General features: G+C 59.0%; 20 protein-coding genes, 1 tRNA gene and 1 pseudogene. 9 read left to right on the plus strand and 13 right to left on the minus strand.

Annotated features, from left to right (window positions below; genetic code table 11):
• Positions 1-11: 11 nt before the first annotated feature.
• The 7 genes and pseudogenes from HMPREF3175_RS06760 to HMPREF3175_RS10325 form a co-directional block, all read right to left on the minus strand.
• A complete protein-coding gene (locus HMPREF3175_RS06760; RefSeq protein ID WP_176745141.1) occupies positions 12-1,061 on the minus strand; it encodes a class I SAM-dependent DNA methyltransferase in 1,050 nt (349 codons plus the stop codon).
• Positions 1,030-1,458 (minus strand): aminotransferase class III-fold pyridoxal phosphate-dependent enzyme, encoded by a 429-nt coding sequence (locus HMPREF3175_RS06765; protein WP_070491421.1) that lies wholly within the window; start codon positions 1,456-1,458, stop codon positions 1,030-1,032. The genes HMPREF3175_RS06760 and HMPREF3175_RS06765 overlap by 32 nt, the downstream gene beginning before the upstream one ends.
• Positions 1,459-1,729: 271 nt before the next feature.
• Entirely contained in the window at positions 1,730-2,809 is a 1,080-nt protein-coding gene (locus tag HMPREF3175_RS06770; protein ID WP_070491423.1) for a 2,3-butanediol dehydrogenase, read from the minus strand.
• A gap of 167 nt (positions 2,810-2,976) precedes the next feature.
• Positions 2,977-3,543, minus strand: a pseudogene (locus tag HMPREF3175_RS06775) (FAD-binding oxidoreductase); the annotation flags it as partial.
• 65 nt (positions 3,544-3,608) lie between these two features.
• A complete protein-coding gene (locus tag HMPREF3175_RS06780) occupies positions 3,609-3,794 on the minus strand; it encodes a hypothetical protein (protein WP_141739817.1) in 186 nt (61 codons plus the stop codon).
• A gap of 423 nt (positions 3,795-4,217) precedes the next feature.
• A complete protein-coding gene (locus HMPREF3175_RS10320; protein ID WP_070491429.1) occupies positions 4,218-4,445 on the minus strand; it encodes a type IIL restriction-modification enzyme MmeI in 228 nt (75 codons plus the stop codon).
• A gap of 41 nt (positions 4,446-4,486) precedes the next feature.
• Complete coding sequence (locus HMPREF3175_RS10325) at positions 4,487-4,999, minus strand: type IIL restriction-modification enzyme MmeI (protein ID WP_070491431.1); 513 nt, start codon at positions 4,997-4,999, stop codon at positions 4,487-4,489.
• Positions 5,000-5,230: 231 nt separating this feature from the next.
• Here HMPREF3175_RS10325 and HMPREF3175_RS06795 point away from each other — a divergent pair, with 231 nt between their 5' ends.
• From HMPREF3175_RS06795 to HMPREF3175_RS06825, 7 genes are all read left to right on the plus strand, one after another.
• Positions 5,231-6,178 carry an ABC transporter ATP-binding protein gene (locus HMPREF3175_RS06795; RefSeq protein WP_070491433.1) on the plus strand — a complete coding sequence of 316 codons (948 nt, stop codon included), beginning with the start codon at positions 5,231-5,233 and terminating at the stop codon, positions 6,176-6,178.
• 17 nt (positions 6,179-6,195) lie between these two features.
• Positions 6,196-6,966, plus strand: coding sequence for an ABC transporter permease (locus HMPREF3175_RS06800; protein WP_070491435.1), 771 nt, complete (start codon positions 6,196-6,198; stop codon positions 6,964-6,966).
• Positions 6,967-6,981: 15 nt separating this feature from the next.
• Complete coding sequence (locus tag HMPREF3175_RS06805) at positions 6,982-8,127, plus strand: sensor histidine kinase (protein WP_070491437.1); 1,146 nt, start codon at positions 6,982-6,984, stop codon at positions 8,125-8,127.
• 128 nt (positions 8,128-8,255) lie between these two features.
• Entirely contained in the window at positions 8,256-8,858 is a 603-nt protein-coding gene (locus tag HMPREF3175_RS06810) for a response regulator transcription factor (RefSeq protein WP_070491439.1), read from the plus strand.
• Between the two features lie 57 nt (positions 8,859-8,915).
• A complete protein-coding gene (locus HMPREF3175_RS06815; protein WP_070491441.1) occupies positions 8,916-9,269 on the plus strand; it encodes a cupin domain-containing protein in 354 nt (117 codons plus the stop codon).
• Between the two features lie 70 nt (positions 9,270-9,339).
• Positions 9,340-9,618: a hypothetical protein gene (locus tag HMPREF3175_RS06820; protein WP_070491443.1), complete on the plus strand. Its 279-nt coding sequence runs from the start codon at positions 9,340-9,342 to the stop codon at positions 9,616-9,618.
• Between the two features lie 896 nt (positions 9,619-10,514).
• Positions 10,515-10,967 (plus strand): trypsin-like serine peptidase, encoded by a 453-nt coding sequence (locus tag HMPREF3175_RS06825; protein WP_141742490.1) that lies wholly within the window; start codon positions 10,515-10,517, stop codon positions 10,965-10,967.
• Between the two features lie 76 nt (positions 10,968-11,043).
• Here HMPREF3175_RS06825 and HMPREF3175_RS06830 read toward each other — a convergent pair.
• The 3 genes from HMPREF3175_RS06830 to HMPREF3175_RS06840 form a co-directional block, all read right to left on the minus strand.
• Positions 11,044-11,117: transfer RNA gene (locus HMPREF3175_RS06830), tRNA-Met, on the minus strand.
• 209 nt (positions 11,118-11,326) lie between these two features.
• Positions 11,327-14,392, minus strand: a complete 3,066-nt coding sequence (locus HMPREF3175_RS06835; RefSeq protein WP_083289476.1) for a UPF0182 family membrane protein — start codon at positions 14,390-14,392, stop codon at positions 11,327-11,329.
• Positions 14,393-14,519: 127 nt separating this feature from the next.
• Positions 14,520-15,755 carry a YlbL family protein gene (locus HMPREF3175_RS06840; protein ID WP_176745142.1) on the minus strand — a complete coding sequence of 412 codons (1,236 nt, stop codon included), beginning with the start codon at positions 15,753-15,755 and terminating at the stop codon, positions 14,520-14,522.
• A 136-nt stretch (positions 15,756-15,891) separates the two neighbouring features.
• On the opposite strand from HMPREF3175_RS06840, the gene HMPREF3175_RS06845 reads away from it, so the two are divergent.
• Entirely contained in the window at positions 15,892-17,556 is a 1,665-nt protein-coding gene (locus HMPREF3175_RS06845) for a zinc-dependent metalloprotease (RefSeq protein WP_141742491.1), read from the plus strand.
• Positions 17,557-17,570: 14 nt separating this feature from the next.
• Here the strand turns inward: HMPREF3175_RS06845 and HMPREF3175_RS06850 are convergent, their stop codons facing one another.
• Positions 17,571-18,149 carry a M48 metallopeptidase family protein gene (locus HMPREF3175_RS06850; protein WP_052048337.1) on the minus strand — a complete coding sequence of 193 codons (579 nt, stop codon included), beginning with the start codon at positions 18,147-18,149 and terminating at the stop codon, positions 17,571-17,573.
• 163 nt (positions 18,150-18,312) lie between these two features.
• On the opposite strand from HMPREF3175_RS06850, the gene HMPREF3175_RS06855 reads away from it, so the two are divergent.
• Positions 18,313-19,314, plus strand: a complete 1,002-nt coding sequence (locus tag HMPREF3175_RS06855; protein WP_035755415.1) for a hypothetical protein — start codon at positions 18,313-18,315, stop codon at positions 19,312-19,314.
• A gap of 29 nt (positions 19,315-19,343) precedes the next feature.
• On the opposite strand, the gene HMPREF3175_RS06860 is transcribed toward HMPREF3175_RS06855, so the two are convergent.
• Complete coding sequence (locus HMPREF3175_RS06860) at positions 19,344-21,452, minus strand: ATP-dependent DNA helicase UvrD2 (RefSeq protein ID WP_256276308.1); 2,109 nt, start codon at positions 21,450-21,452, stop codon at positions 19,344-19,346.
• On the minus strand, positions 21,445-22,479 hold the full coding sequence (nudC, locus tag HMPREF3175_RS06865; protein ID WP_176745143.1) for an NAD(+) diphosphatase: 1,035 nt from the start codon (positions 22,477-22,479) through the stop codon (positions 21,445-21,447). Before nudC ends, HMPREF3175_RS06860 begins: the two co-directional genes overlap by 8 nt.
• Positions 22,480-22,572: the final 93 nt, after the last annotated feature.

Consider the following 22,572-nt stretch of genomic DNA (forward strand, 5'->3'; position numbering starts at 1 on the left):
TGAGGTAGGAACTAAACCCAGGACGCTTCGCGCGAAGATGCCAAACGATATTCCCGGACCGCTTGAACTCGTTCCATAGCGCGCGGCATAGCAGTGAGTTCCTCTGGTGTGGCTTCACCTAGCCACATGACCCAACGTTCGATACCTTTAATGAACTCTTGGGAACCGAACCATCGGTGGAAGAAACGCTCGGCTTTCGGCTCTGCTGCCAGGAACGCTTTTTTCTCGCCTGCGGTGAAGAGATAGTTTCCGTTATCGATCGGTTGCGAACCGATACCCGCCACCGGTACGTCCGAGAGCGGTTTGTTACGGCTCCATACAAAGACATCCGGGGCATCTTTGAGGTAGGCGTTCAGCTGGTCCGGATGTTCCAGCACGGGCTCCGCATCCACCGTCGAATAGTGGTAAAGACGCTTTGCGCCACCGCGTTTGGAGAAACCCACGATGACGACGAACACCGCCGCAGCACCGGAGGATTCGGTCGTCCAACGGAGCGTGTCGTGGGCGAAGTCGATACGTACACCCAGGTCATAGATCGGCGACCACACATTCGCTACCTGCTCGCCTTGGCAGATCGAATCCGTCGATACGAACGCTGCCCGCACAGGATGATCTCCCATGTAGCGGGCAGCGAGCATAAACCAGGCCGCCACGAAGTGAACGTTTCCCGCGTTGCGGGCTCCCCCGAATACACGGAGCACATCAGCTTTCTGCTCTTTGGACTGATAGCGCGCACCAACAAACGGCGGGTTGCCGATGATGCAGCTGCACTCGCACGGGTCGAGCACCTCAGCCCAGTCGATCTGCAACGCATTGCCGTGCACCACGTGCGCCGAGTCTTGTAGCGGTAGGTCCTCGATCTGGCTATAAACCACCGTCTCGGCCTCAGCATTAGCCTGCAGCTCAGCGATCCACATCGCAGTCTTAGCCACGTTCACTGCGAAATCATTAATTTCAATCCCGTGAAACTGCTTCAGGGAAACCTTCAACGGCGAATGCTGTTCAGATAACCCGAGCAACGTTTGATCGTTATGCAGCTCGGAAAGAATCTTGTTCTCCATCTTCCGCAGCTGAATATAGGTTTCCGCTCACGAATCCCGGTGTGAACGGACCGAATCCATCCCGCACGTTTTCGTCATCGCTGAACGACATGATGGTCGTGGTACGGCCGTGGAAGTTGCCGTGCATCACAATGATTTTGGCCTGGTCGGCGGCCACGCCTTTCACCTTGTAGCCCCACTTGCGGGCGGCTTTGATCGCGGTTTCGTTGGCTTCGGCGCCGGTGTTCATCATTAGCACGCGGTCGAGGCCTGACAGCTTCGTGATCGCCTCGGCGAACTCGCCAAAGCCGGTGGCGTAGAACGCTCGCGACGTGACGTCGAGCTTGCGCATCTGGGCGCAGGCGATATCGATGAACTTGTCGTTCGAGTGGCCGAAGTTTGCGGCCGAGTATGCCATGACGGCGTCGAGGTGGCGCTTACCGTCTACATCGGTGACCCAGGCCCCTTGCCTTCAGCGAGCACCACCGGCAGCGGGCCGTAGTTATTGGTGCCGTGTTCGTTTACGAGTTAAATTTCTGCGGATGCGCGCGAAGACAGTTCAGACATGCTCCAAGCCTAGTGTCACAAAACAGCCCCAGCAGCCCACCCGGACCCAAAGCGAACGCCCCGCAGCAGCAAAACTGCGGGGCGTTCAGCGTGCGCATCAGGATGCACGCACTTCGTTGGGACTATTCGAGACCCTCACCCGAGGGCGACACCAAAATTTTTACCGCGGTTTCGTTGCGGTTGATGAGGGTGTCGAAGCCCTTGTCGATGAGGTCGTCGAGGCCGATCTTGCCGGTGATAAATGGCTTCAGGTCGACCTTGCCTTCCTCAACCATCTTGATGGTCTTGGGATGCGTGTTGACGTACGCGATCGAACCGCGCATGTCGATCTCCTTCATGACCAGCTTGTGCATGTCGAAGTCGGCCTTGTGGCCCCAGATCGAGACGATCAGCAGCACACCGGTGGGACGCAGTGCATCCATCAGAGTGTCAAGCACGACCTGCACGCTGGTGGCCTCGATGGCGACATTCGCGCCCTTACCGTCGGTGAGTTCGCGCACCTTCTCGACCACGTCGACCTCGCGCGGGTCGAAGGCGTAGTCGGCGGCACCCGAGTCGAGTGCCTTTTGGCGGCGCAGTTCGCTCAGCTCAGACACCACGACGGTGGCTCCGATGGCCTTGAGCGCAGCACCGCAGAGCACACCGATCGGCCCGGCACCGCCGACGATAGCGACGTCGCCGGCTTTGGCACCCGAGCGCTCAACCGCGTGCACGGCTACCGAGAACGGCTCGATGAGCGCGGCCTGGTCGAGGGGAATATCCTTCGAAATCTTGTGCACCCAACGGCGCTCGACCGCGATTTTTTCTGACAGGCCACCGCCGCGACCGGCCAGGCCAATGAAGTTCATGTCTTTTGACAGGTGGTAGTCGTTGCTGTCGGGGCCAGTGTCGACGCCGTCAGCGATGATGTAGGGTTCCACGACAACGTGGTCACCAACTTCGAGTCCTTCAACGCCCTCGCCCACCTCGTAGACAACGCCCGACATTTCGTGCCCGAGCGTGATGGGCGACTCTTCACCCGAGATGGGGTGTGGGTGCCCCGCGGGCGGGCAGAAAATGGGGCCGTCGAGGTATTCGTGCAGGTCGGTGCCGCAGATACCGCACCAGGCAACGTCAATACCGACTGTGCCAGGGGTGACCTTCGGCTCGGGAATGTCTTCGATGCGAATGTCGTGATTTCCGTAGTAGCGTGCGGCCTTCATTACGACCTCCTAATTGGAAGATGGGTCGGCACGGATCACGCGCCGATCGGCGACGATAACGCCCAAGCTCAGTGTACTCCCGCAGCTACCTCGCTATCTTCAGGTTCGATGAGAAATTAACGAGTCGGCACCATCAACAATTCACAAATGCACTCAATAGTCACTATTCAGCAAATACCTTGCCCCCTATTGAGAATGTTTTTCGGATCAAAGACGCGCTTGATCTGCCGCTGCAACTCATATTGCCGATCGCCCAGCTCGTCGCCGAGCCAGCGGCGTTTGAGCAGGCCGATGCCGTGCTCGCCCGAGAGCGTGCCGCCGAGTGCAAGTGCCGCCTGAAACATTTCACTTGCCGCCTCCCAAACATATTCGGGAACTTCATCCACTGTTCCCTCAAATACGAAGGTGGGATGCAGATTCCCATCTCCCACATGAGACGGGCAAGCAATAAACACATTATATTTCGCGGCGATGCGATCAATTTCGGCGAACATCGCCACCATTTTTGAGCGCGGCACGGCAACATCTTCAACGAGCACCGCACCCATTGCATCCAGCGCCGGGAAACCCTGCCCGCGCACATCCACCAGTGATGCGGCTACCTCGGGGTCGGTGGTGAGCACGGCCCGCCCACCGGCCCGCTCGACCACTTCGAGCACCAGTTGCGCCTCACGCTCGGCATCGCTGCCATCGGTTTGGCTGCCATCGGTTTGAATGAGCAGATACACATTCCCCTGGCTGGCGGGGCTTCCTGCGGAGGCCGCTCAGGCCGACTAGCCGAAACAGGTACGGCGCGTGCTTAGTTTTTCTGGACTTCGGGGGTTTCCAGGAGGAGGGTGATCTTGTGTAGGCCCTCTTCACCAAAATCGAAGTGGATGAAGTGGTCGCCGATCTCGTAGCGCCGCCACGTAGGACTCCCGCAACCGATAGCTTCAGGTTCCCCGAAGGTGGCATCGGCTTGTTCTGGGGTGATATCTGGTGCCACAAATCCGTCAATGAGCGACCCCGACCAGGAGCCCACATTCCAGACATCTTCCGCGATGAATTGGAAGAAGATGGCTGTAAGGATCTCATCATCGAAGCAAAATTCCAGGCCCTCGCCCTCGAAAATCCAGTGGATGTCGGGGAGTTCTTCGTCTTCCCAGACTGTGTAAGGCGCGCCGACATCACTTGCTATCTGAGAGACCTTTGGGTCGTCGATGGTGCATCCGATGATCTCGTTGAAGGCCGCGATTGGACCGGTGAGCGCATTTGTATCCGTCGTGGAATGAAAGTTTCAAAAAACGACAAAGACGCGATCTTGTCGTGGAACCGGTTTAGATCGTTACGTCGCTTACGGTCCCCCACACCCTGTGCCGTGAGAATCCCGTCCAGCTCGGCCTTGAGCTCATCCAAAACAACGGGCCGATCAACTTATGGATGTTCTGCGGCGACGTGTAATGCATCCCACCGGAACGTCGGGTTTCCGGTTCAGCGTGGACTCGAAAACACCGCCGAAAACAGTCGGGCTGATCTGCGACCAGTCCGTGCCATCACTGACTTCCTCCAGAAGCACATCGACGATCTGCTGAGTGAACTGCGGAACCTCGACATCCGCCTCGAACAGCCCGCCATTCACGTACGGGAAAGCCTTCAACGCGTCAGAAGCGTAAGGATCCCGCTCCTCCGGCTTAGTTCTCAGGTAAGCAATAAGCTCTGCTCTTTCAACGCCGGCCGAATACGGTCCGCAGGAATCGGTTTGAGGTAGTTATAGAAAGCATCCTTCGCGAAAAGCCCTGCGTCTTCAGCGAAAAGCAAGAAAACCAGACGAACACACAACACGTTGAGCGAATGCTTGGAATCTTCCGAATCCGGATCAATGTATTGGGCCCGCAAAAGGTCATAGACCCTGCCGATCAGCTCGCCAGCATCAAGAGATACCTTCTCTTCACGCCGGCGACGCTCCAGCTCTGGATCCACCAGAAAATCGAGCAGATACAACTGCTCCGGCAGTTCCTCCAAACGGAACTCTTCGTAGCCGCTCTCCGGATCATCGGAGTCTAGATCGTGAATACGGAAACGGTCAAAGTCACACACGATGATCGTGTCTGGCCGTTCCGAATTGCGCAGAGAATCAGCGTAATTCTTAGCCCTCTGTACCCGTTGCATCCGCTCGCGCTGCTCAGCGGCGTAATTCACGTCCCCAACCATGGCCTGCACTCTCTGCCGGCCTCTAGTCAGCCTTCACATACACAACAGGCAGATGAGGCACCCGGTAGCGAGCCATCGGACGCGTCGTGGACATCCTGCCTAGAGCTTGATCGTATCGAACAACCACACCGCCACCGGTGACATTTGTCATCCCCTACCCCACACATCTTCATATTTTCTCGTGTGCGCATGCCCTACCGGCGGGCCAGCATGCCTCCATAGGGTTGAAACATGAGTTCAATCATCGAAGTAAGAAACCTCGTCCGGCGCTACGGAGACTTCACCGCCGTGGACGGCATTGACCTCGATGTTGTCCCTGGTGAAGTCTTCGGGCTCCTCGGCACCAACGGTGCGGGGAAGACCTCGACCCTCGAAATCCTCGAAGGGCTAGCCAAACCCACCCAAGGCCAGGTGCGGGTCTACGGTAAAGACCCCATCAAGGACCGCAAGAAGATCCGCCCCTACCAGGCCGTGATGCTTCAAGAAGGCGGATTCCCGCCGGACCTCACCACCAAAGAGACACTGACAATGTGGGCCGGGACGCTGTCCACTCCCCTCCCCGTGGACGATGTGCTCGCGATGGTGGACATGACCGACCGCGCCGGCGTCCGCGTCTCGGCGCTCTCCGGCGGCGAACGGCGCCGCCTCGACCTTGCTTGCGCGCTCGTCGGCCAGCCGCACCTACTCTTCCTCGACGAACCAACCACCGGCCTCGACCCGGAGTCCCGCCGGCTCGCCTGGAACCTGCTACGTAAGGTCAACGAGAACGGCACCACCATCGTCATCACGACCCACTACCTAGAAGAAGCAGAGCAGCTATGCGATCGGCTCGCGATCATGCACCGCGGACGCATCGCAACCTCCGGCACACTCTCGGACGTGGTTGCCGGCCACCATTCAACCATCCGGGTAGGCGCCCGCCCTGACCTGCCCCGGTTCGAAGACATGTCCACCCACGATGGCGTCACCGAGATCCGCACCATGAACCTGCAACACGATCTGACCGAGCTGCTCGTGTGGGCCCGCCACAACGACGTCACCCTCACCGACATCGACGTACGTCACGCCTCGCTGGAATCCGTATTCCTCAGCATTGCCGACGACCCAGCGAGCTACTCAGCCGCACAAGCTGATTCAGCTGCTACACAGACCAACCCAACCGCCCCACGGGGCGCCTAACAGAAACGGAGACCACGATGACTACGACCGAAACCCGTACCGTATCCGCGTTCTCCCAATGGACCAGCCTCACTAAGGCAGAGTTCACCCTGTTACGACGCAACACCATGCAAGTCATGTACGCGATCGCGCTGCCGCTCGCCGTGCCTCTCATGTTCACGCAAATGGCTAAGCGTGAGGGCATGGGCGAGTTCCTCGGGATGTTCGTCGCCCTGATCCTCGCCATCGGGCTCACATTCGTGTCCTACTACAACACGCTTTCAGCCGCCGTGAACCGACGCGAAGAACAAGTGCTGACCCGGTTGAGGGCCGGTGAAGTCGGGGACGGCACCATCCTCGCTTCCCTTGTCAGCCCAGGTTTCTTCCTCGGCCTCATCATGTCAGTGGGCATGTTCGCCGTCTCTATCGCGGTGCTCGATCTACCCATCCCCACCAACATCCCTCTGCTTGCCGCGTGCGTCACCGCAACCGTGGTGCTGTTCCTGCTAGCGGGGCTAGCAACAACGATCTTCACCCGAACCGCAGAGTCCGCACAGATCACCTCCATGCCCGTCATTATGCTGCTCACCCTCGGGCCCGGCCTCATCCCGATGCGCAACATCTTGAATGACACCCTGACCACGGTCACCGAGTTCATCCCGACCACCGCGATGGCCGACGTCATGTCTATCGCTTGGTTCGGCGGCGACCTCGCAGATGCCGGCAAACCGATGGCTATCCTTGTCGGTTGGATAGTATTAACCGCTATGATCGTGGCCACAAAGTTCCGTTGGTCCAGGAGAGGGTAAATCAGGAGAGGGCAAATGTGGCGATTTCGACCAGTTGAGTCCTTCGAGGTTAGCCGGAGCCGGCGCGCCTACCGGTCATTCCAGTGGACTCTCGTCATCTCGGCACCCATCCTCACCGTCTTGTCCTGGTGGGTGTTTGTTTATCCGCAACACCCCGAAGCAGTCACGAAAGCCCCGGCCTATGCAGCCATCGGCATCCAAACCACGATTACGGGCATCATCTACTGCGCCTGGATCATGAAGGGCATCGACCTGCGCTCCTCATGGAGCCAGGCCGTTGCCCTTCTGGCACCCATAGCGCTCGCGCCGATCGCCTTCACATGGACGAACACTCCCGAAGCGATCCCTGCCGGACTGTTAGCCTCATTCCTCACCGCGGCGTCGCTCATCACCTCAATCGGCCCACTGTGGGCGGGAATCGTCCCCGTAGGCACCGCGATCGCCTACACCGTCATCACCGATGTCCCCAACCCGTTGTACTTCAGCTACATCATCTACGCGTTAGCCCTGTGGGTCACTTTCAAATCCTCCGTCTGGTACCTAGACATCCTGCGCACCATGGAGGAATCAGCCCGGGCCCAAACCACGATGCGGCTGGCCGAGGAACGCCTCCGGTTCGCCGCCGATCTGCACGACGTCATGGGCCAGCGCCTCGCAGCGATCTCGTTGCAAGCCCAAACGGCCAAGCAGTTGGTTCAACGAGGCTCCGACCCCTCAGCTCCGCTGGATGCCATCGTGGACCTGACCAACAGATCTACGACCGACATGAGGGCGATGGTTTCCACCTACCAGAAACCCGAATGGCCTAGCGAACTACCCGGCGCTGTCTCCTTGCTTAAAGCAAGCGGCGCCAGAGTCACCGTGAACGGGAAACCCCCTGCATCCAAGGAGACCGAGGCCGCGTACATCATCCGCGAAGCCACCACCAACATCCTCAAACAATCCAACGCCACTAAGGTCACCGTCGAGGTGGACGGGGCCGGCATGAGGATCACCAATAACGGGATGCCGCACAACAAGTCGCGTCGAGGGAGGCCGGGGCAGGCCTGGACTGGGCAGGGCTGGACTGGGCTTGCTGCCTTGCAACGCCGCCTCTCCCCCACCACGCTCTCAGCTAAAACAGTGGACGATACGTTCATTCTCTCGGCACAGTGGAAATAGGCATATGCGTCAGAAAGAGGCATGGCCACTCAAATAAGCCCGGGTAAGTAGGCCTAGGCAAGTAGGCCAGGGCACTGACCGATGCTTAATGCGAACCACGATGAGGCGGAGACAGAGGCGAGAAGACCATGTTGCGTATTGCGCTCGTTGATGACGAAGACCTCGTCCGCTCGGCTTTGGCCTCGCTACTTTCCCTCAATGAGGAGCTCACCGTTGTAGCCGAGTATTCCTCCGGGGAGGAAGCCATCGAGGCCATGGACGGGGTCGATGTGGCGATCCTCGACCTCCAGCTGGGTGGGATCAACGGCATCGAGACCGCCAAAGAGCTCATAGCTCGTGGGGCTGCTGGCGCGACGATGATCCTCACTTCACATGCCCGCCCCGGTTACCTCAAGAAAGCGCTCGAAGCAGGCGTGCGTGGATTCCTACCGAAGAACGCGCAGGCTGACGATCTGGTCCGCGCTATTACCGACATCCACGCAGGTAAGCGCGCGATCGACCCTACCCTTGCCGCGGACACGATCGCCGCAGGCGATTCACCGTTAACTGCCCGCGAATCAGACGTTCTGGAACTCGCCGCGCTCGGATTACCCGTCCACGACATCGCCGTGCGTGCCAACCTCGCAGACGGGACCGTGCGCAACTATCTGTCCAACATTCAAATCAAGCTAGGCGCCAGATCCAAGCACGAAGCAGCTGAGATCGCTCGCCGCCACGGATGGATCGGCTAACGGCTCACCCTGCCCGTCTAGGAAAGCCCGTCAGCATCACACGAGAGGAACCCAACCATGAGTGAATCCACACCTTCACAGACCGCTGCACTCGGGTACATCGACAACCTTGCACAGCACATTGAGTATTCTCCGAACTCAACTGCCTCGGCGAAGCTCATGCGCTCCGAAGGAGTGAACGTGGTGTTGTTCGCGTTCGATGAAGGAGAAGAACTATCCGAACACACAGCCGCGATGCCTGTGATTGTGCAGGCCCTCGAAGGTGAACTAGAAATCACTGCAGACAACCAAACGGTAACCCTGCACCCGGGCGGCATGGTGCATTTCACCACACGCCTACCGCACGCCGTTAAAGCGCTAACCAAAGCGAAAATGGTGCTTTACATGTTGAACCGCCCACCAGCAGAATAGAACAAGGCACCAACGAAACGACACAGCGCCCCTCACAAGACACACCACAAGACAAGCGAGAGAACACAGTATGAGTGAACAGCCAGAAATCAGTAGGGAGTACATCCTCAACACAGCCGCCGGGTTCCTGATCCAGCAGCTCGGAACGCGCGGTATCACCGCTACACCACTTACTACCGAAGAAGGCCACATCCTCGAATTCGAGACTGGCGGCTCAGTATCGATGGACAACTTGGCTGACGAGATGCAACGCCTCCCGCAGCAGGACTGGCAAGAAACCCTGCACCGGTGGCTCGAATTCTCCACGGCAGTCGCGAACACCAACAGTGAGCCTGAACCGAGCTCCTGAACCGGGCACGGTCTTCGTGAACCCGGGGCCTAGGTTCGCCGAACGTTTCCTAACGGAGGACTGATAGAGAGGTCTCATAGCCGCTTCTGCCCGGGGCACCGCCCCGGGCAGAGGTTTATCATCTCAAATCATCACCCTCAAGCCACGCCCAAAGTACATTCAAAGTTTTCTAACAGACAATTCATAGCTATTCTGAGACTGTCCGAATGCAGTACACAGGATAGGAAAACATGTTTAACAGAAAACCCTTTGTACGGGTAGGCATTTACGCGTTATGTACCGCCGTTTTCTCAACGTCGCTAACAGCCACCGCTCAAGCGGCACCACGGCAGCTAGATAACGAGAACGACCAAGCTGTATCCATCACAGCACCGGATCACCGCAACGCCAACGCTGAGTCATCCCTCCGCACTCAGTCGTCTGCCAACACTCAGTCATCTGCCAGCACTCAGTCATCGGCTACCACGACTGACCCGGCTGGGTACTGGACTGAAGAAAAGATGCGGTCTGCGATTCCAGCTGACCGTTTTTCCTCCGCTAACGCAGCCCTTGCCCCTCAAAGCAGTGTGCCGTTGAGGGCGCCAGCTAGCGACGACCTGCAGGCTTCCGGAAACAATAAAGAGGAGCACTATTCCCACCCGGTATCGCCTAGCAACTCTAGCTCGACAGAGATGAATTCCGCGCGAGCTTCTTCAGCGCCAGTGCCTTCTACCGCAGGCAAAGTATTTTTCACATATAAGGGAAAAGACTACGCCTGCTCAGGATCAGTTATTAACACTGCCAACAAGAGTGTTGTCTCTACAGCAGGGCACTGCGTACACGGCGGTAAAGGAAAGGGATGGCATTCCAACATCGCGTTCGCTCCGGCCTACAGGAACGGCAAGGCACCGCGTGGCTTGTGGAACTGGAAACGAGCCACCACTTTCCAGGGCTGGAGGCAACACTCTGACCCGTCACGTGACCAGGCTTTCTTCACCGTCCACAAACTGAGGGGTAAAACCCTAGTGCAGGCCGTCGGCGGAAACGGCATCTCCTACAACTTGGGCCACCGGCGGAACGGGGTCCGCATCTGGGGCTGGCCAGGTGAGAAGCCGTTCTACGGGGAACGCGCCCACTACTGCGATGGAAACACCTTCAAACGCCACCGGCTTCTCAACGATATGAGAATGTCCTCGTGCGCGATGAGCGGTGGCGCTAGCGGCGGGCCATGGCTTAGCAAGCGCACCTCCAAAGACCTCGGATACGTTTTCGGGGTGACCTCACGCGCAAGTATTTCTGGGCCACGCTACGTTTTGTCAACACCGTTCAACAACTCGGTACGAAACCTGCTCAACGACATTGGCAAATAGGCTAAGCCGCAGGAATACCTGACAGGAAAGCTGAAGGCCCTGGACCTAAGTATTAGGTCCAGGGCCTTCTTTCTCGTTGCGGGGAGAGGATTTGAACCTCTGACCTCCGGGTTATGAGCCCGGCGAGCTACCGAACTGCTCCACCCCGCGGCGTGCTTTCCACTATAGGGGAGCCACCATGTGTAAGCAAATCAGAAGTGAACAATCCACGAGTGCCGTTCATCACTCCTAACGAGCGGTGGGTGGGAACTCAACACGAGTTCCCACCCACGCATCAGATCAACGACGCCTCAGCATCGTGCACCCAGGCAGCCAGCTGAGCCTTCACAAGACTACTGATCGCCCTGCTGTTGATCCTGCTACTCATCTCCTTGCTGACCATCGCCCTGCTCCTCACCTTCCGGCTCAGCATCAGCGGCATCGTTGGCAGTCCCATTCAGCTCCTCATCAGCCGCGGTCGCGTCTTCAAGAGCCTTCTGCAGCTCATCCTGGGCCTTACCGTAAGCCGCGAAGTCCTGCTTACCGAGCGCATCCTCGCCATCCTTGATGGCCTTATTCGCGCGCTTCAAAGCATCCGAAAGTTTCGCGTTGGCATCAACCGGTGCAGAGCCGGACCCTTCACCGTCCTTGCCACCTTCGGAGTCTTCACCCTTGATCGGGCCGGACTCCCCGGTTTGGGCACCAGAATCGCCACCGAACACCTGATCCAAGGCTTCAGACAACGAATCTGCGTAACCCACCGAATTACCGTAAGAAACCAGAACCTTACGCAGCGACGGATACGACGTCTCACCCGTGGACTGAACATACACAGGCTGGACGTAGAGAATACCGCCACCAACAGGCAGGGACAGCAAGTTACCCTTGATAACCTTCGTCGAGCCACCCGTCCCCGAAAGCAAGTTCAGATCCTTAGAGATCAACGGGTTCGAGTTGAAGTTCTGCTGAGCCTGACCAGGGCCAGGAACAGTAGTCTGGGTCGGCAACTTCAACAACGTGATCTTGCCGTAATCAGCATTGACCTTACCCGGCGTAGAACCAGCATCACCGTTCGCAGCCAAGAAGCCATACATCACGTTGCGTTGGTTCCTCGAACCAGCCGACTGCTCCGGAATGAAGCTCGAAGTCAACGAGAACGAATCCTCTTTCTCCCCCGGCAGACGCAACGACATGTAGTACGGCGGCTGCTTAGGTGGGTTCTCCGCTCCAGCAGTCGGATCATTCGGGACCTGCCAAGCATCGTTACCCTCATAGAAGTCATCAGCCTTCTGGACGTGGTACTTACCCAGCAGCTCACGCTGAACCTTGAACATGTCCTCCGGATAACGCACATGCTCCATGAGCTTCGGAGACATCTCGCTCATCGGCTTAATCGCGTTCGGGAACACACCCGACCAAGCCTTCAACAACGGCTCATCCGGCTCCCACGCATACAACTCAACCGAGCCGTCATACGCATCGACCGTGGCCTTGACCGAGTTACGGATGTAGTTCACGTTGTCAGCGAACTGGTCCGCGCCAGCACCCTGGCCACGCGTGAGAGTGTCCCGCACCGCATCACCCAACTGTTGCGAGGTCGAATACGGGTAGTTATTCGTGGTCGTGTACGCATCCACGATCCACTTCACCCGGCCATCGATGATCGCCGGGTAGGCGGAGGTATCAACCGTGAGGAACGGAGCGACCTTCTTCACACGCTCCTGCGGATGACGATCATAAAGAATCTGCGACTCCGAGTTCACATCCCCCGAAAGCATGATGTCCATCGACCCGAACTTGATCGCATACGACAACTTATTCAAGAACGAACCAACGTTCGGGCCACCATCACCCGAGAAGGTGTTACGACGCTCGCCCTGACCATCCGAGCCCGCCGGACGGTCCAGCTCACGAGGCTCCCAATCCTCAGGGCCACCCACAATCGAATACTTCGGCGAAGACTTACCGAAGTAAATACGAGGCTCATACGTCGAGTCATCACCCAAAACACCCTCAGACGGGATGTTCTCCAACATGAACTGCGGGTCACCAGTCTGCGACACCTTATTGCCATAAGCCGCAACCACACCATAACCGTGCGTGTACGTGATGTGCTGGTTGACCCACGAGTTCGTCACCGTCTGCGAATTCACAGCCAACTCACGCGCCGCAATCACAGTGTCCTGACGCTCACCATCGATCTCATAACGATCCACCGCAAGAGTGTTAGGGAACGTGTAATAGCCACGCTGCTGCTGCAACTGCGCGAACGTAGGAGAGACAATATTCGGATCCAACAAACGAATATTCGTAGTCGTCGCCACATCGCGAGTCAACGCGTTCTTCTCCGGCTGAGTCTTCGCGTCATAGCTCTCAAGCTTGACGTCCTCCAAGCCATAGGCTGCACGTGTGGCATCAATATTGCGCTGAATATAAGGACGCTCCATCGACTTCTGCGAAGGCTTGACCTTGAACTGCTCGAGTGCGGCAGGGAAAGCGAAACCCGCAACGAGCGCCACAACAGCCAACATCGCAGTCGCGATCAACGGCAGACGCCACTTACCGCGCAAACCAGCCACAACGAACAACGCCGCAGCAATCAACGCGGCCCCAGCAAGAATGAACTTAGTGGGGATCACTGCGTGGACATCCGAATACAACGCGCCCGGGACACGGCCCAACTGGTTCAAAACCGTGCTGTAAGACTCAAGCCAGAAACGCAGACCAAATGCGACCAGCACCAGCGCACCCGCAATACCCAACTGCAGGCCCGCCGCACGGGTCACCGAAATCTTCCCCGAATCCGAGAACGAAATCCCACCTGTCAAATAATGCGCCACCACGCCAGCGATACCGCTGATCAGCGTCACCGAAATCAGGAACGCAACCACCATCTCAAAGAACGGCAAAGACATCACAAAGAAAGAGATATCCAAGCCGAACTCAGGGTCCTTGGCGCCAAACGGAGTCCGGTTCAGCCACAACTGAACAATCTGCCAACCCGAGGTCAACGTGATGCCCGAGAAAACACCTAACAGAGCCGGAACCAAGATCAGCCCCAAACGGCGGAACATCGGGGTCTCTTCCAGCATCTTCACCGTCTGGCCAGCAGCCGAACCCGACTGTTTAGGACGCTTACGCCACGCATTATTCAAGTGAAGCCACACAGCCCCACCCGTAATCAACGCACCAATCACGAACAACGCGGCCTGCGTCAGAGTCCGTGTCCAAAACACGTCCGCGAAACCGAGCTGGTTAAACCACAGCACGTCCGTATAGAAATGGGCGAAAAGAATAAACAACCCCACCAGCGCTGCAACAATAATCAGTGCAGGCAACAACGCAGGGATCTTAGGGCTCTCATTCTGGTTCCGTGAACCGGAATCATTCTTACCATCCCCGCCAGAATCACGGGATGGGAAAGGGAACGCGGGGCCTGAGGTCACGACAATCCTTCAATCGAATACGAACAGCTGATCAGATGCCCAAACCAAACTCGGGATCAGACACATCCATTACCATTCTGCCAAACAGTGCCAGGGCCCACACGCCGCAGGGTAGATGACGGGGCAGCTAAGCCCCGCAACGTGGCGCCTCGGGCTCCTTCCCCTGCGCCACCGATTCAAGGATTTTCACGGCGTCATCCAACGTCTTCATCGAATACGCCTTGATCCCCTCCGGAACCCTGCCCTTCAGCTGCGCGCAATTCTGTTCCGGAGTCAAAAACACCTCCGCTCCCGCCTTCCGGGCGCCCACAATCTTCTGAGCGACACCTGCGATCGGGCCGACCTTGCCATCGATATCGATTGTCCCGGTGCCAGCAACCTTCGTATCCCCCGCCAACGAACCAGGCGTCATCTTGTCGATAATGCCCAGCGCCATCATCGTGCCCGCAGATGAACCGCCGATGTTCTCAATCGCATAAGAAACCTCGAACGGGAAACGCGGATGCGGAGAAATAAACACACCCAACGAAGGCTTACCCGTCTCCGCAGAAACCTTGGTCTGCGCTTGAACCGTCATCTTCTTGCCCTCACGGATGATGCCCAACTCAACCGAACCGCCATCAGCCCCAACTTTCGAAGCCTGGATCGCTTTCTGAACCTGTGTGACGCTCGAAACCGACTTCCCGTTCACCGCAACCACCGCATCGTTGGCCATCAACGTGCCCTCATTAAAGGGTTCAGCGAAACCAACAATCCGAGTCTCCATCGAAAAATCGATACCCAGATGCTTAACAGCGGCAACCTCAGCGGTGACCTGCGAGCTCGTCATCTGCAACTCGCTCTGCTGGCTGCGCTGCTCAAACGTGACACCCAAAGGGTAATAGAACTCCTGCGGCTGCATATCCGTCACCGGATCAAACCACGCGGCAACAGCCTCAAAGCCGGTAGGTTGCCGGCCCGGACCACCCGCGACAGACACCGTGGTCAATGCAAGCGAAGAATCCGTCGAATACGTCTTACGCCCATCGATCGAAATGATGTCGACACCCTCGATCTCACCTACCGTGTCCACCACCGGGCCTGGCTTCTCAATCATGAACGCCGTAGGCAAAGACAAAGGCACCGTCAACAAAACCATCGCAGCCAACCCGGCAAGCCACTGAACACGCGAACCATACCGTTCCTTACGCTGCCGGCGCATCGGAGGCCGCGGCTGGCCCGAACCAGCGCCGTGCAGGAGCCCCTGTGTTTCCTGCGTACGCTGTGTCTCCTGCGCGCCCTGTGTTTTCTGCTCACGCGGGGAGTCTATTCCCTGCAAGCCCGGGCGGCCTGTGCCCTTCTCGCCCGGGAAATCTTCAGCCATGCCACTGCTCATAACTGAAAGACTACACAGCAAGGATTGACACGACCGCCAACGCGGGCCTACACGAGTCTGTGGCGCGCTGAGCCACAAGCGAAACCACCCGGTGCTCACGCCCATAGCCAGGTAGCGTAGGAGTATGGCTGACGATCCACGCTCACACGACGACCGCGAGAACAACGAGGACCGCGAACGCCGCGATGACCGCGACAACAACCGCGAGCACCCAGACCGTACCGGTCAAAACGGCGCTGACGGTTCTCAGTCTGGCACGGGCGGCGCTGGTAGCTCTGGTGGCGCGGGCGGCGCAGGTAGCTCTGGTGGCGCGGGCGGCGCAGGTGCTAACGATGCGGGTAGCAACGGCAACAGTGATGCCAACGGCCCGAGCGATCCGCTGAGCCAGATGTTCAACCAGCTCTTCGGTGGGGCCACACCGCTGGGCTTCTCGATGCATATGGGTCCCGGAATGGGGGCAGGCATGGGTAGCGGCTCAGGTGACGATGACCCCCGTCAGCAACCCGATTTCAATGCGATCTTCGGGCAGCTCCAGCACATCTTCGGGGCCCTAGCCCAAGGCAATTCGGGTGGGCCCGTCAACTGGAATATCGCGACGGAATCCGCTGAGCAGGTCCTCGGTAGCGATGACCCGAAGGTCACGGACGAGGAACGCCACGATGTTGAAGAGGCCGCCCACTTGGCTGGCATGTGGCTCAACGAAGTCACTTCTTTCGAGGCACCAGCTGCTCAACCCCAGATTCTGCGCCGTTCCGAATGGATCAAAAAGACACTGCCTGGTTGGCAGCGCCTCACCGAACCTGTAGCTCGCCGCGCATCCGAAGCCGTAAGCCACTCACTCAACGATCAGATGCCGGAGGAAGCCCGCGCGCTACTCGGGCAAGCGGGATCGTTCCTGACCTCGCTCGGCTCAACCATGTTCGGCGCCCAGCTGGGCCAAGCCGTGGGTTCGATGGCGTCTGAAACTTTCGGTGGAACGGACGTTGGTCTTCCGATGGCCGGCCGCGGTTTCGCCCTCGTCCCGGCGAACGCGAAAGCCTTCGGTGAAGGGCTCGCCGAGCCTTATCTTGAAGTCCTGTTGTATCTAGCGATGCGTGAAGCCGCTACCGTGCGCCTGTTCAATTCGGTCGAGTGGCTCGAAGACCACGTGGTGGCACTCGTTACCGACTTCGCTGAAGGCATCAGCATGAATACCTCAGCGATCCACGAACAACTCGACGAGATCGACCCGTTCAACCCGTCCGCGTTCCAAGAAGTCCTGCAGTCCGGGATGCTGGAGCCAACCAAGACCCCTCAGCAAGAAGCAGCGCTGGCACGGCTAGAGACCACGCTGGCCCTGATTGAAGGTTGGGTTGATTCGGTAGTGACGCAAGCGGCTCACCGTTTGCCGTCCGCTCCCGCGCTACGGGAGATGATCCGCCGCCGCAGGGCAACCGGGGGCCCTAAAGAGCTGGCTTTCGCGGGGCTGGTCGGTTTGGAGATGCGCCCCCGCCGCGCCCGCGACGCCTCCGCTGTGTGGGAGTTCATCGCCCAGGAACGCGGTAACGAGGCCCGCGACGAAGCGTGGGCCGATATGGCGAGCCTCCCTACCGCTGAAGACCTCGACGACCCGACCGGCTATTTCGAACGCCGCGCGCTGCTCGATGCCTCAGACGAAGACTTCGACGCCGCCGTGAGCGCTTGGCTCGACGGCACCTCTGCTGGTGGCGGCGATTCCTCCAATGGTGGCGACTCTTCCGATGGTGGCGCTAGCGACAACGACCAGGGCGAGGACGATTCCGAGAAGTAACCGCTAAATAGCGGCTAGGACTCCTCAGCTTTCCCTCCGGCGACATCAGGGGCGCCGCCGTCGCCGAGCCTGCGCGCCCACACGACGCCATCGAGGAAAGCCTTAGCCTCCGCTACTCGCGGAAGCTGATGCTCGAGCGCTTTGAACTGGGCCCCGTGCCCGTCATACGGCACTATCAGGTGCGCCATCTCGTGGCCAATCACGTAGTCGATAACCCACGGCGGCATGTGCTCAAGCATGTGTGAAATCCGGATGGCTCCCGTTGAGAGCGTCGCAGAGCCCCACCGCATCCGCTGATTCGTAACCCACCGGATCGAGGTCGGGATGCCCCGCCCATCGAACACGCTGTGGGCGATCTTTTCAGCGCGCCGCATCAACTCCTCATCCGTGCGAGCGGCCGGTGAGGCACGGGAGCTAAGCCGTTCCCGCATCGTACGCGCCCACGTCTCAACAGCGGTAGGGCTCATCGTTGCAGGGACCGCAAGACACAGGATCCCGTTCTCCCACCGCGCGCTCACGGTTTTGTGGCGGCGCGATGAACGACGCACCAAGACAGGTAGTTCATCCACGGTGATGTGGTGCTCGGTTCTCACTACACAACTCCAAATCCGCAAGGCATCGGGGAAAGTACATCCATTGTCGTTGATCCTCCCCACGTTCGGTTGTGGACATCCGAACCTGTGGATGACTCGCTGGCCTGCTGCGCGAAACTGGCACGATAACCACACCAGCTCCCTCAATGCGAAGGACAGACCCATGACAGCGTTGCCTACAGCGAAAGCCCCCGAGCTAGACCACGCCCCAGCGCCTCATACCCGGGTTTTCGCCTACCCGGACGGCCGGATCACTCTCGGCGACGGACCAGAAACCACACAGATCACCGGCGTCAGCGCCGAGGAACTGGCATCCCTCAAACAGCTGCTTACGGCGCTGCCCAAACCTAAACTTCCTGCCCCAGGGCTACTTGGGGAGCGGCTCATCAACGACGCCCGCTACCTCCACAAAGCACCTGTTCAGCACCGCACAGCAGGCCGCCAAGAAAAAGCTGACGCAGAAGAACTACCGGGCGCCTATCAACGCCAACGCCGCAGCGTGTGGATTGACGGCCTCGACCGATGCGGGATGAGCGTCGCGTTCGGGCTCGCTGCCGCCGGGGTAGGCCGGATCCTCAGCGGCGACACCCAACGCGTGCAATCCTGGGACCTTGGAACCACACCACTACGGCTCACCGAACTCGGGCTCAGCCGCGCAACAGCCCTTCAACGGCAGCTGGCTCGGATACATCCGCACACCACCGTGATCGGTGCACTCGAACTCAGCCACGTAGCCCACTGCCTCGATGCGGTCATCTATATACGCAACGACGGCCTCACAACAGACGAATTGAGCCAGCTAGCAAGCCTCAACATCCCCGTGTTGCCCATCGTCTTGCTGCACGATCACGCACGCATTGGGCCTCTCATCCGCACCCCACACGCCGGTGATAGCGCTTCCCCGCTCTTATGTGCCGAATGCGTAACCAACACGTGGCCGCTACGAGAAGAACGCACCGAACTGAGCAGCCCACACCTCAGCGCCCCAGAAACAGCGCAAACCAACGTCGTGGCGGCCATCGGCGTTCAGCACGCCCTCCACATCCTGGATGAGCGCATACCCCCACCGAGCACCAACCACAGCATCAGCATCGACGCTAAAACCTCCGCGATAACCTACCAGCCGGCCTCATGCAACTGCCCACGTCAACGGCACGCGCCGTGAAGGTGTCAGCGGCACGCGCCGTGAGGCTATCAGCGGTAGTCCGAGAGCAGCGACAAAATACTTTCGCCATGACGCCGCATCTTTGCAGCCCCAATACCTGGGACCTTCAAAAGCTCCTCAGGCCCGTCCGGCATGATCTCGGCGAGCGCCAGAAGCGATGCGTCAGTGAGCACAACGAAGGCAGGCATCCCGATCTCACGAGCGGTTGCGGTGCGCCATTCACGCAGCGATTCGTAGAGTTCCTGGTTGATTTCTGGCGCGCAGTTATCGCAGCGGCGCAGTTTACGTTCGGTTGCGCTGGTGAGGATGCCGTCGCATTCCCGGCAGCGCAGAACACTCGTGGGTTTGCGATGGGCCTGCCTTGTTGGCCTAGCGGAGGTGCCGCCTTGTGGTGTTGGCGCGATCCCGTCGAGGAAGCGTGTGCGCCGGCGGCGGCCACGGCCACCAGTGGTGCGGGAGCGAGCCCAGGAAATGATAAGCCGGCGCTGGGCACGCGTTACACCCACATACATGAGGCGGCGTTCCTCATCCACGCCCGCTTGGTCTTCAGCGAAAGAGATCGGCATGAGTCCTTCAGTCATGCCCGCGAGGAACACGGTGTCCCATTCAAGACCCTTCGAAGAGTGCAGGGACGCCAACGTGACACCTTCAAGTTGCGGAACGTGTGCTGTCTGGGCGCGTTCCATCAGCTCATCAGCGAACTGCTTCATCGTGATCTGTTCGCCCTCACCCAACGAGGCACCCATGCTCTCAGCCAGCGAGACCAGTGCGGACAACGATTCCCAGCGGTCGCGGACCGCACCTGTAGCCTGCGGGGCCTTAGCCGACCAGCCCATCGACCCCAACAAATCCCGCACCAGTTGCGGCGCCGGGTGATCCGGGGCCTGCCGTGCCGCCGTGCGAATCTGCGCCATCGCCTGCAGAACCTCAGAACGCTTAAAGAAACGCTCAGCGCCGCGCAACTGGAAGCTAATCCCGTGAGCGTTCAACGCACGCTCAAACGCTTCCGATTGCCCATTCGTGCGGAACAAAACAGCGATGTCTTTCAGCGCGACACCATCGGTCTCGTGCAACTGGCTGATCCGCTGGGCAATGAACTCCGCTTCCGCATCGTCATCTGCGGCCTCGTGAAACTCAGGCTGTGGGCCCGCATCACGTTGAGCAATCAACTCAAGCGGTTCAGCCCACACCGCGCCCCGCTGATCCAAGCCGCGCTCAACCCTACGGTGTGCGAGCAGACGGTTAGCGACCGAAACCACCTGCGGAGTCGAACGATAATCCCGCACCAAACGCACCTCACGGGCATCCGGATGCTTAGAACGAAAATCCAGCAAGAACCGCGGTGTAGCTCCCGTGAACGAATAAATCGTCTGCGACGGATCCCCCACAACACACACGTCGTTACGGGTACCCAACCAGGCGTCCAAAAGCCGCTGCTGAAGCGGGGAAACATCCTGATACTCATCCACCGTGAAATGCCGATACTGGCTGCGCACCTGCGCGGCAATCCGCTCATCATCTTCAAGGATGCCCACCGTCAACAACAAAACATCCTCAAAATCGATCATCCCGCGGTCCGTTTTAACCTCCTCATACAAGGCATACAAACGCGCCAAAGCCTGATGATCAACATTCCCAACCGACGGACGGTTCAACGCAGGCGACGCATAAGCCTCCGGCGTCAACATCGAAACCTTCGCCCACTCAAGCTCACCAGCAATATCGCGCACCGCCGCACGATCAGCCGAAACCCGCAACCGGCGGGCCGCTTCCATCACCAACGGAGCCTTATGGTCAATCAACGCCGGAAGCTGCCCGCCCACAGCTTGCGGCCAAAAATACTGCAACTGCCGCAACGCCGCCGCGTGAAACGTATGCGCCTGCACCCCGTGAGCACCCAAAGCACGCAGACGAGCCCGCATCTCCGCAGCCGCGCGCGCCGTGAACGTCACCGCCATCACCTGATTCGGAACATACGCACCCGTTGCCACCCCATACGCAATCCGATGCGTAATAGCACGAGTCTTACCCGTCCCCGCGCCAGCGATCACCGCCATCGGCCCATGAATATTGGAAGCAACCTCGTGCTGCTCGGCATCCAAGCCATCCAAAATCTCTTCAGGGCTCGGACTATGCACGCCCACCAGCCTCCCTCTCAGGCAACGCTTCCCCATACCAGTCCGCCAACAACGCATACGAGATCGAAGACGACCCCGGCAAACGCATCACACCACCAGCCACCGCTTCACGCAACTCATCACGACTGAACCACCGGGCCTCATCAATCTCATCAGGCTGGGTCACAACACCACACGATGCGGCCCGTGCCGTGAACCCAACCATGAGCGAACGAGGAAAAGGCCACGGTTGCGAACCCCTATACGTGATCTCGGTCAGTTCCAGCCCGACCTCCTCACGCATCTCCCGACGCACCGCGTCCTCAAAGGATTCCCCCGGCTCAACGAACCCAGCGAAAATCGAGAACCGTCCAGCCTCCCAGGCCGCGTTATGCCCCAACAAAACCCGGTCAGCATCATCAGTGATCCGCACAATCACCGCAGGGTCAAGCCGCGGGAACTCCTCATGCCCCGCACCACACACCCGGACCCAACCGGCGTCGATTGCACGCATCGACTCACCACACCGGGAACAGAACCGATTCGCGGCACTCCACGCCAGAATCGCCACCGACGTTGCCGCCAACGCCGAATCCTGCCCCGACAACTGAGCCGCAACCCGACGCACATCCGCCCACGCCACACCCGCAGGCACCGTGGTCTCAAGGCCGGATGCGGCCGGAACCGCAACCCAATCCTGGCCTTCCACGTGGCCAAGCCACACGGCTTCAGGCCAGGCAACCGGCGCATCGGCGGCAGATGCAACACCCGCCGTTTGCAGGACATCCGGCGAGTGCAGGTCACCAACCGTCAGCTGAGCAAGACGCACCCCGTCACCCTGCGCGGGACTGTCCGCCAAGACATCGCTGTCCACTAAGACGCTGTTTGCTGCCAAGACACTGTTATCCACTAAGACACTGTTGCGTTCTACCACCACAACCCGGGTCGCAGGATCAGTCACTGCAGCCTCAAGCCAGGCGTGCTCACGGCGGTCCATACCACCGCGATCCCACGCGAACCCCGAGAACGGAACTGACAGAAAAGACATACACATACCGTAGCCGGTACACCCGATGCGCCCAGCAAAAAATAGGTGTCCCTTCAGGGTGTCTCCAGTCAAGCAAAGAGCCTCATAACAACG

Source organism: Arthrobacter sp. HMSC08H08 (genome assembly GCF_001807575.1).
In the GTDB taxonomy this organism is placed as follows: domain Bacteria; phylum Actinomycetota; class Actinomycetes; order Actinomycetales; family Micrococcaceae; genus Pseudoglutamicibacter; species Pseudoglutamicibacter albus.

Coding starts and splice junctions, on each gene's coding strand:
- HMPREF3175_RS06845 (WP_141742491.1), top strand. CDS start 15,892: ATGGCTGACGATCCACGCTCACACGACGACCGCGAGAACAACGAGGAC.
- nudC (WP_176745143.1), bottom strand. CDS start 22,479: ATGTCTTTTCTGTCAGTTCCGTTCTCGGGGTTCGCGTGGGATCGCGGT.
- HMPREF3175_RS06760 (WP_176745141.1), bottom strand. CDS start 1,061: ATGGAGAACAAGATTCTTTCCGAGCTGCATAACGATCAAACGTTGCTC.
- HMPREF3175_RS06815 (WP_070491441.1), top strand. CDS start 8,916: ATGAGTGAATCCACACCTTCACAGACCGCTGCACTCGGGTACATCGAC.
- HMPREF3175_RS06855 (WP_035755415.1), top strand. CDS start 18,313: ATGACAGCGTTGCCTACAGCGAAAGCCCCCGAGCTAGACCACGCCCCA.
- HMPREF3175_RS06795 (WP_070491433.1), top strand. CDS start 5,231: ATGAGTTCAATCATCGAAGTAAGAAACCTCGTCCGGCGCTACGGAGAC.
- HMPREF3175_RS06820 (WP_070491443.1), top strand. CDS start 9,340: ATGAGTGAACAGCCAGAAATCAGTAGGGAGTACATCCTCAACACAGCC.
- HMPREF3175_RS06765 (WP_070491421.1), bottom strand. CDS start 1,458: ATGGCATACTCGGCCGCAAACTTCGGCCACTCGAACGACAAGTTCATC.
- HMPREF3175_RS06805 (WP_070491437.1), top strand. CDS start 6,982: ATGTGGCGATTTCGACCAGTTGAGTCCTTCGAGGTTAGCCGGAGCCGG.
- HMPREF3175_RS10325 (WP_070491431.1), bottom strand. CDS start 4,999: ATGGTTGGGGACGTGAATTACGCCGCTGAGCAGCGCGAGCGGATGCAA.
- HMPREF3175_RS06800 (WP_070491435.1), top strand. CDS start 6,196: ATGACTACGACCGAAACCCGTACCGTATCCGCGTTCTCCCAATGGACC.
- HMPREF3175_RS06770 (WP_070491423.1), bottom strand. CDS start 2,809: ATGAAGGCCGCACGCTACTACGGAAATCACGACATTCGCATCGAAGAC.
- HMPREF3175_RS06810 (WP_070491439.1), top strand. CDS start 8,256: ATGTTGCGTATTGCGCTCGTTGATGACGAAGACCTCGTCCGCTCGGCT.
- HMPREF3175_RS06840 (WP_176745142.1), bottom strand. CDS start 15,755: ATGGCTGAAGATTTCCCGGGCGAGAAGGGCACAGGCCGCCCGGGCTTG.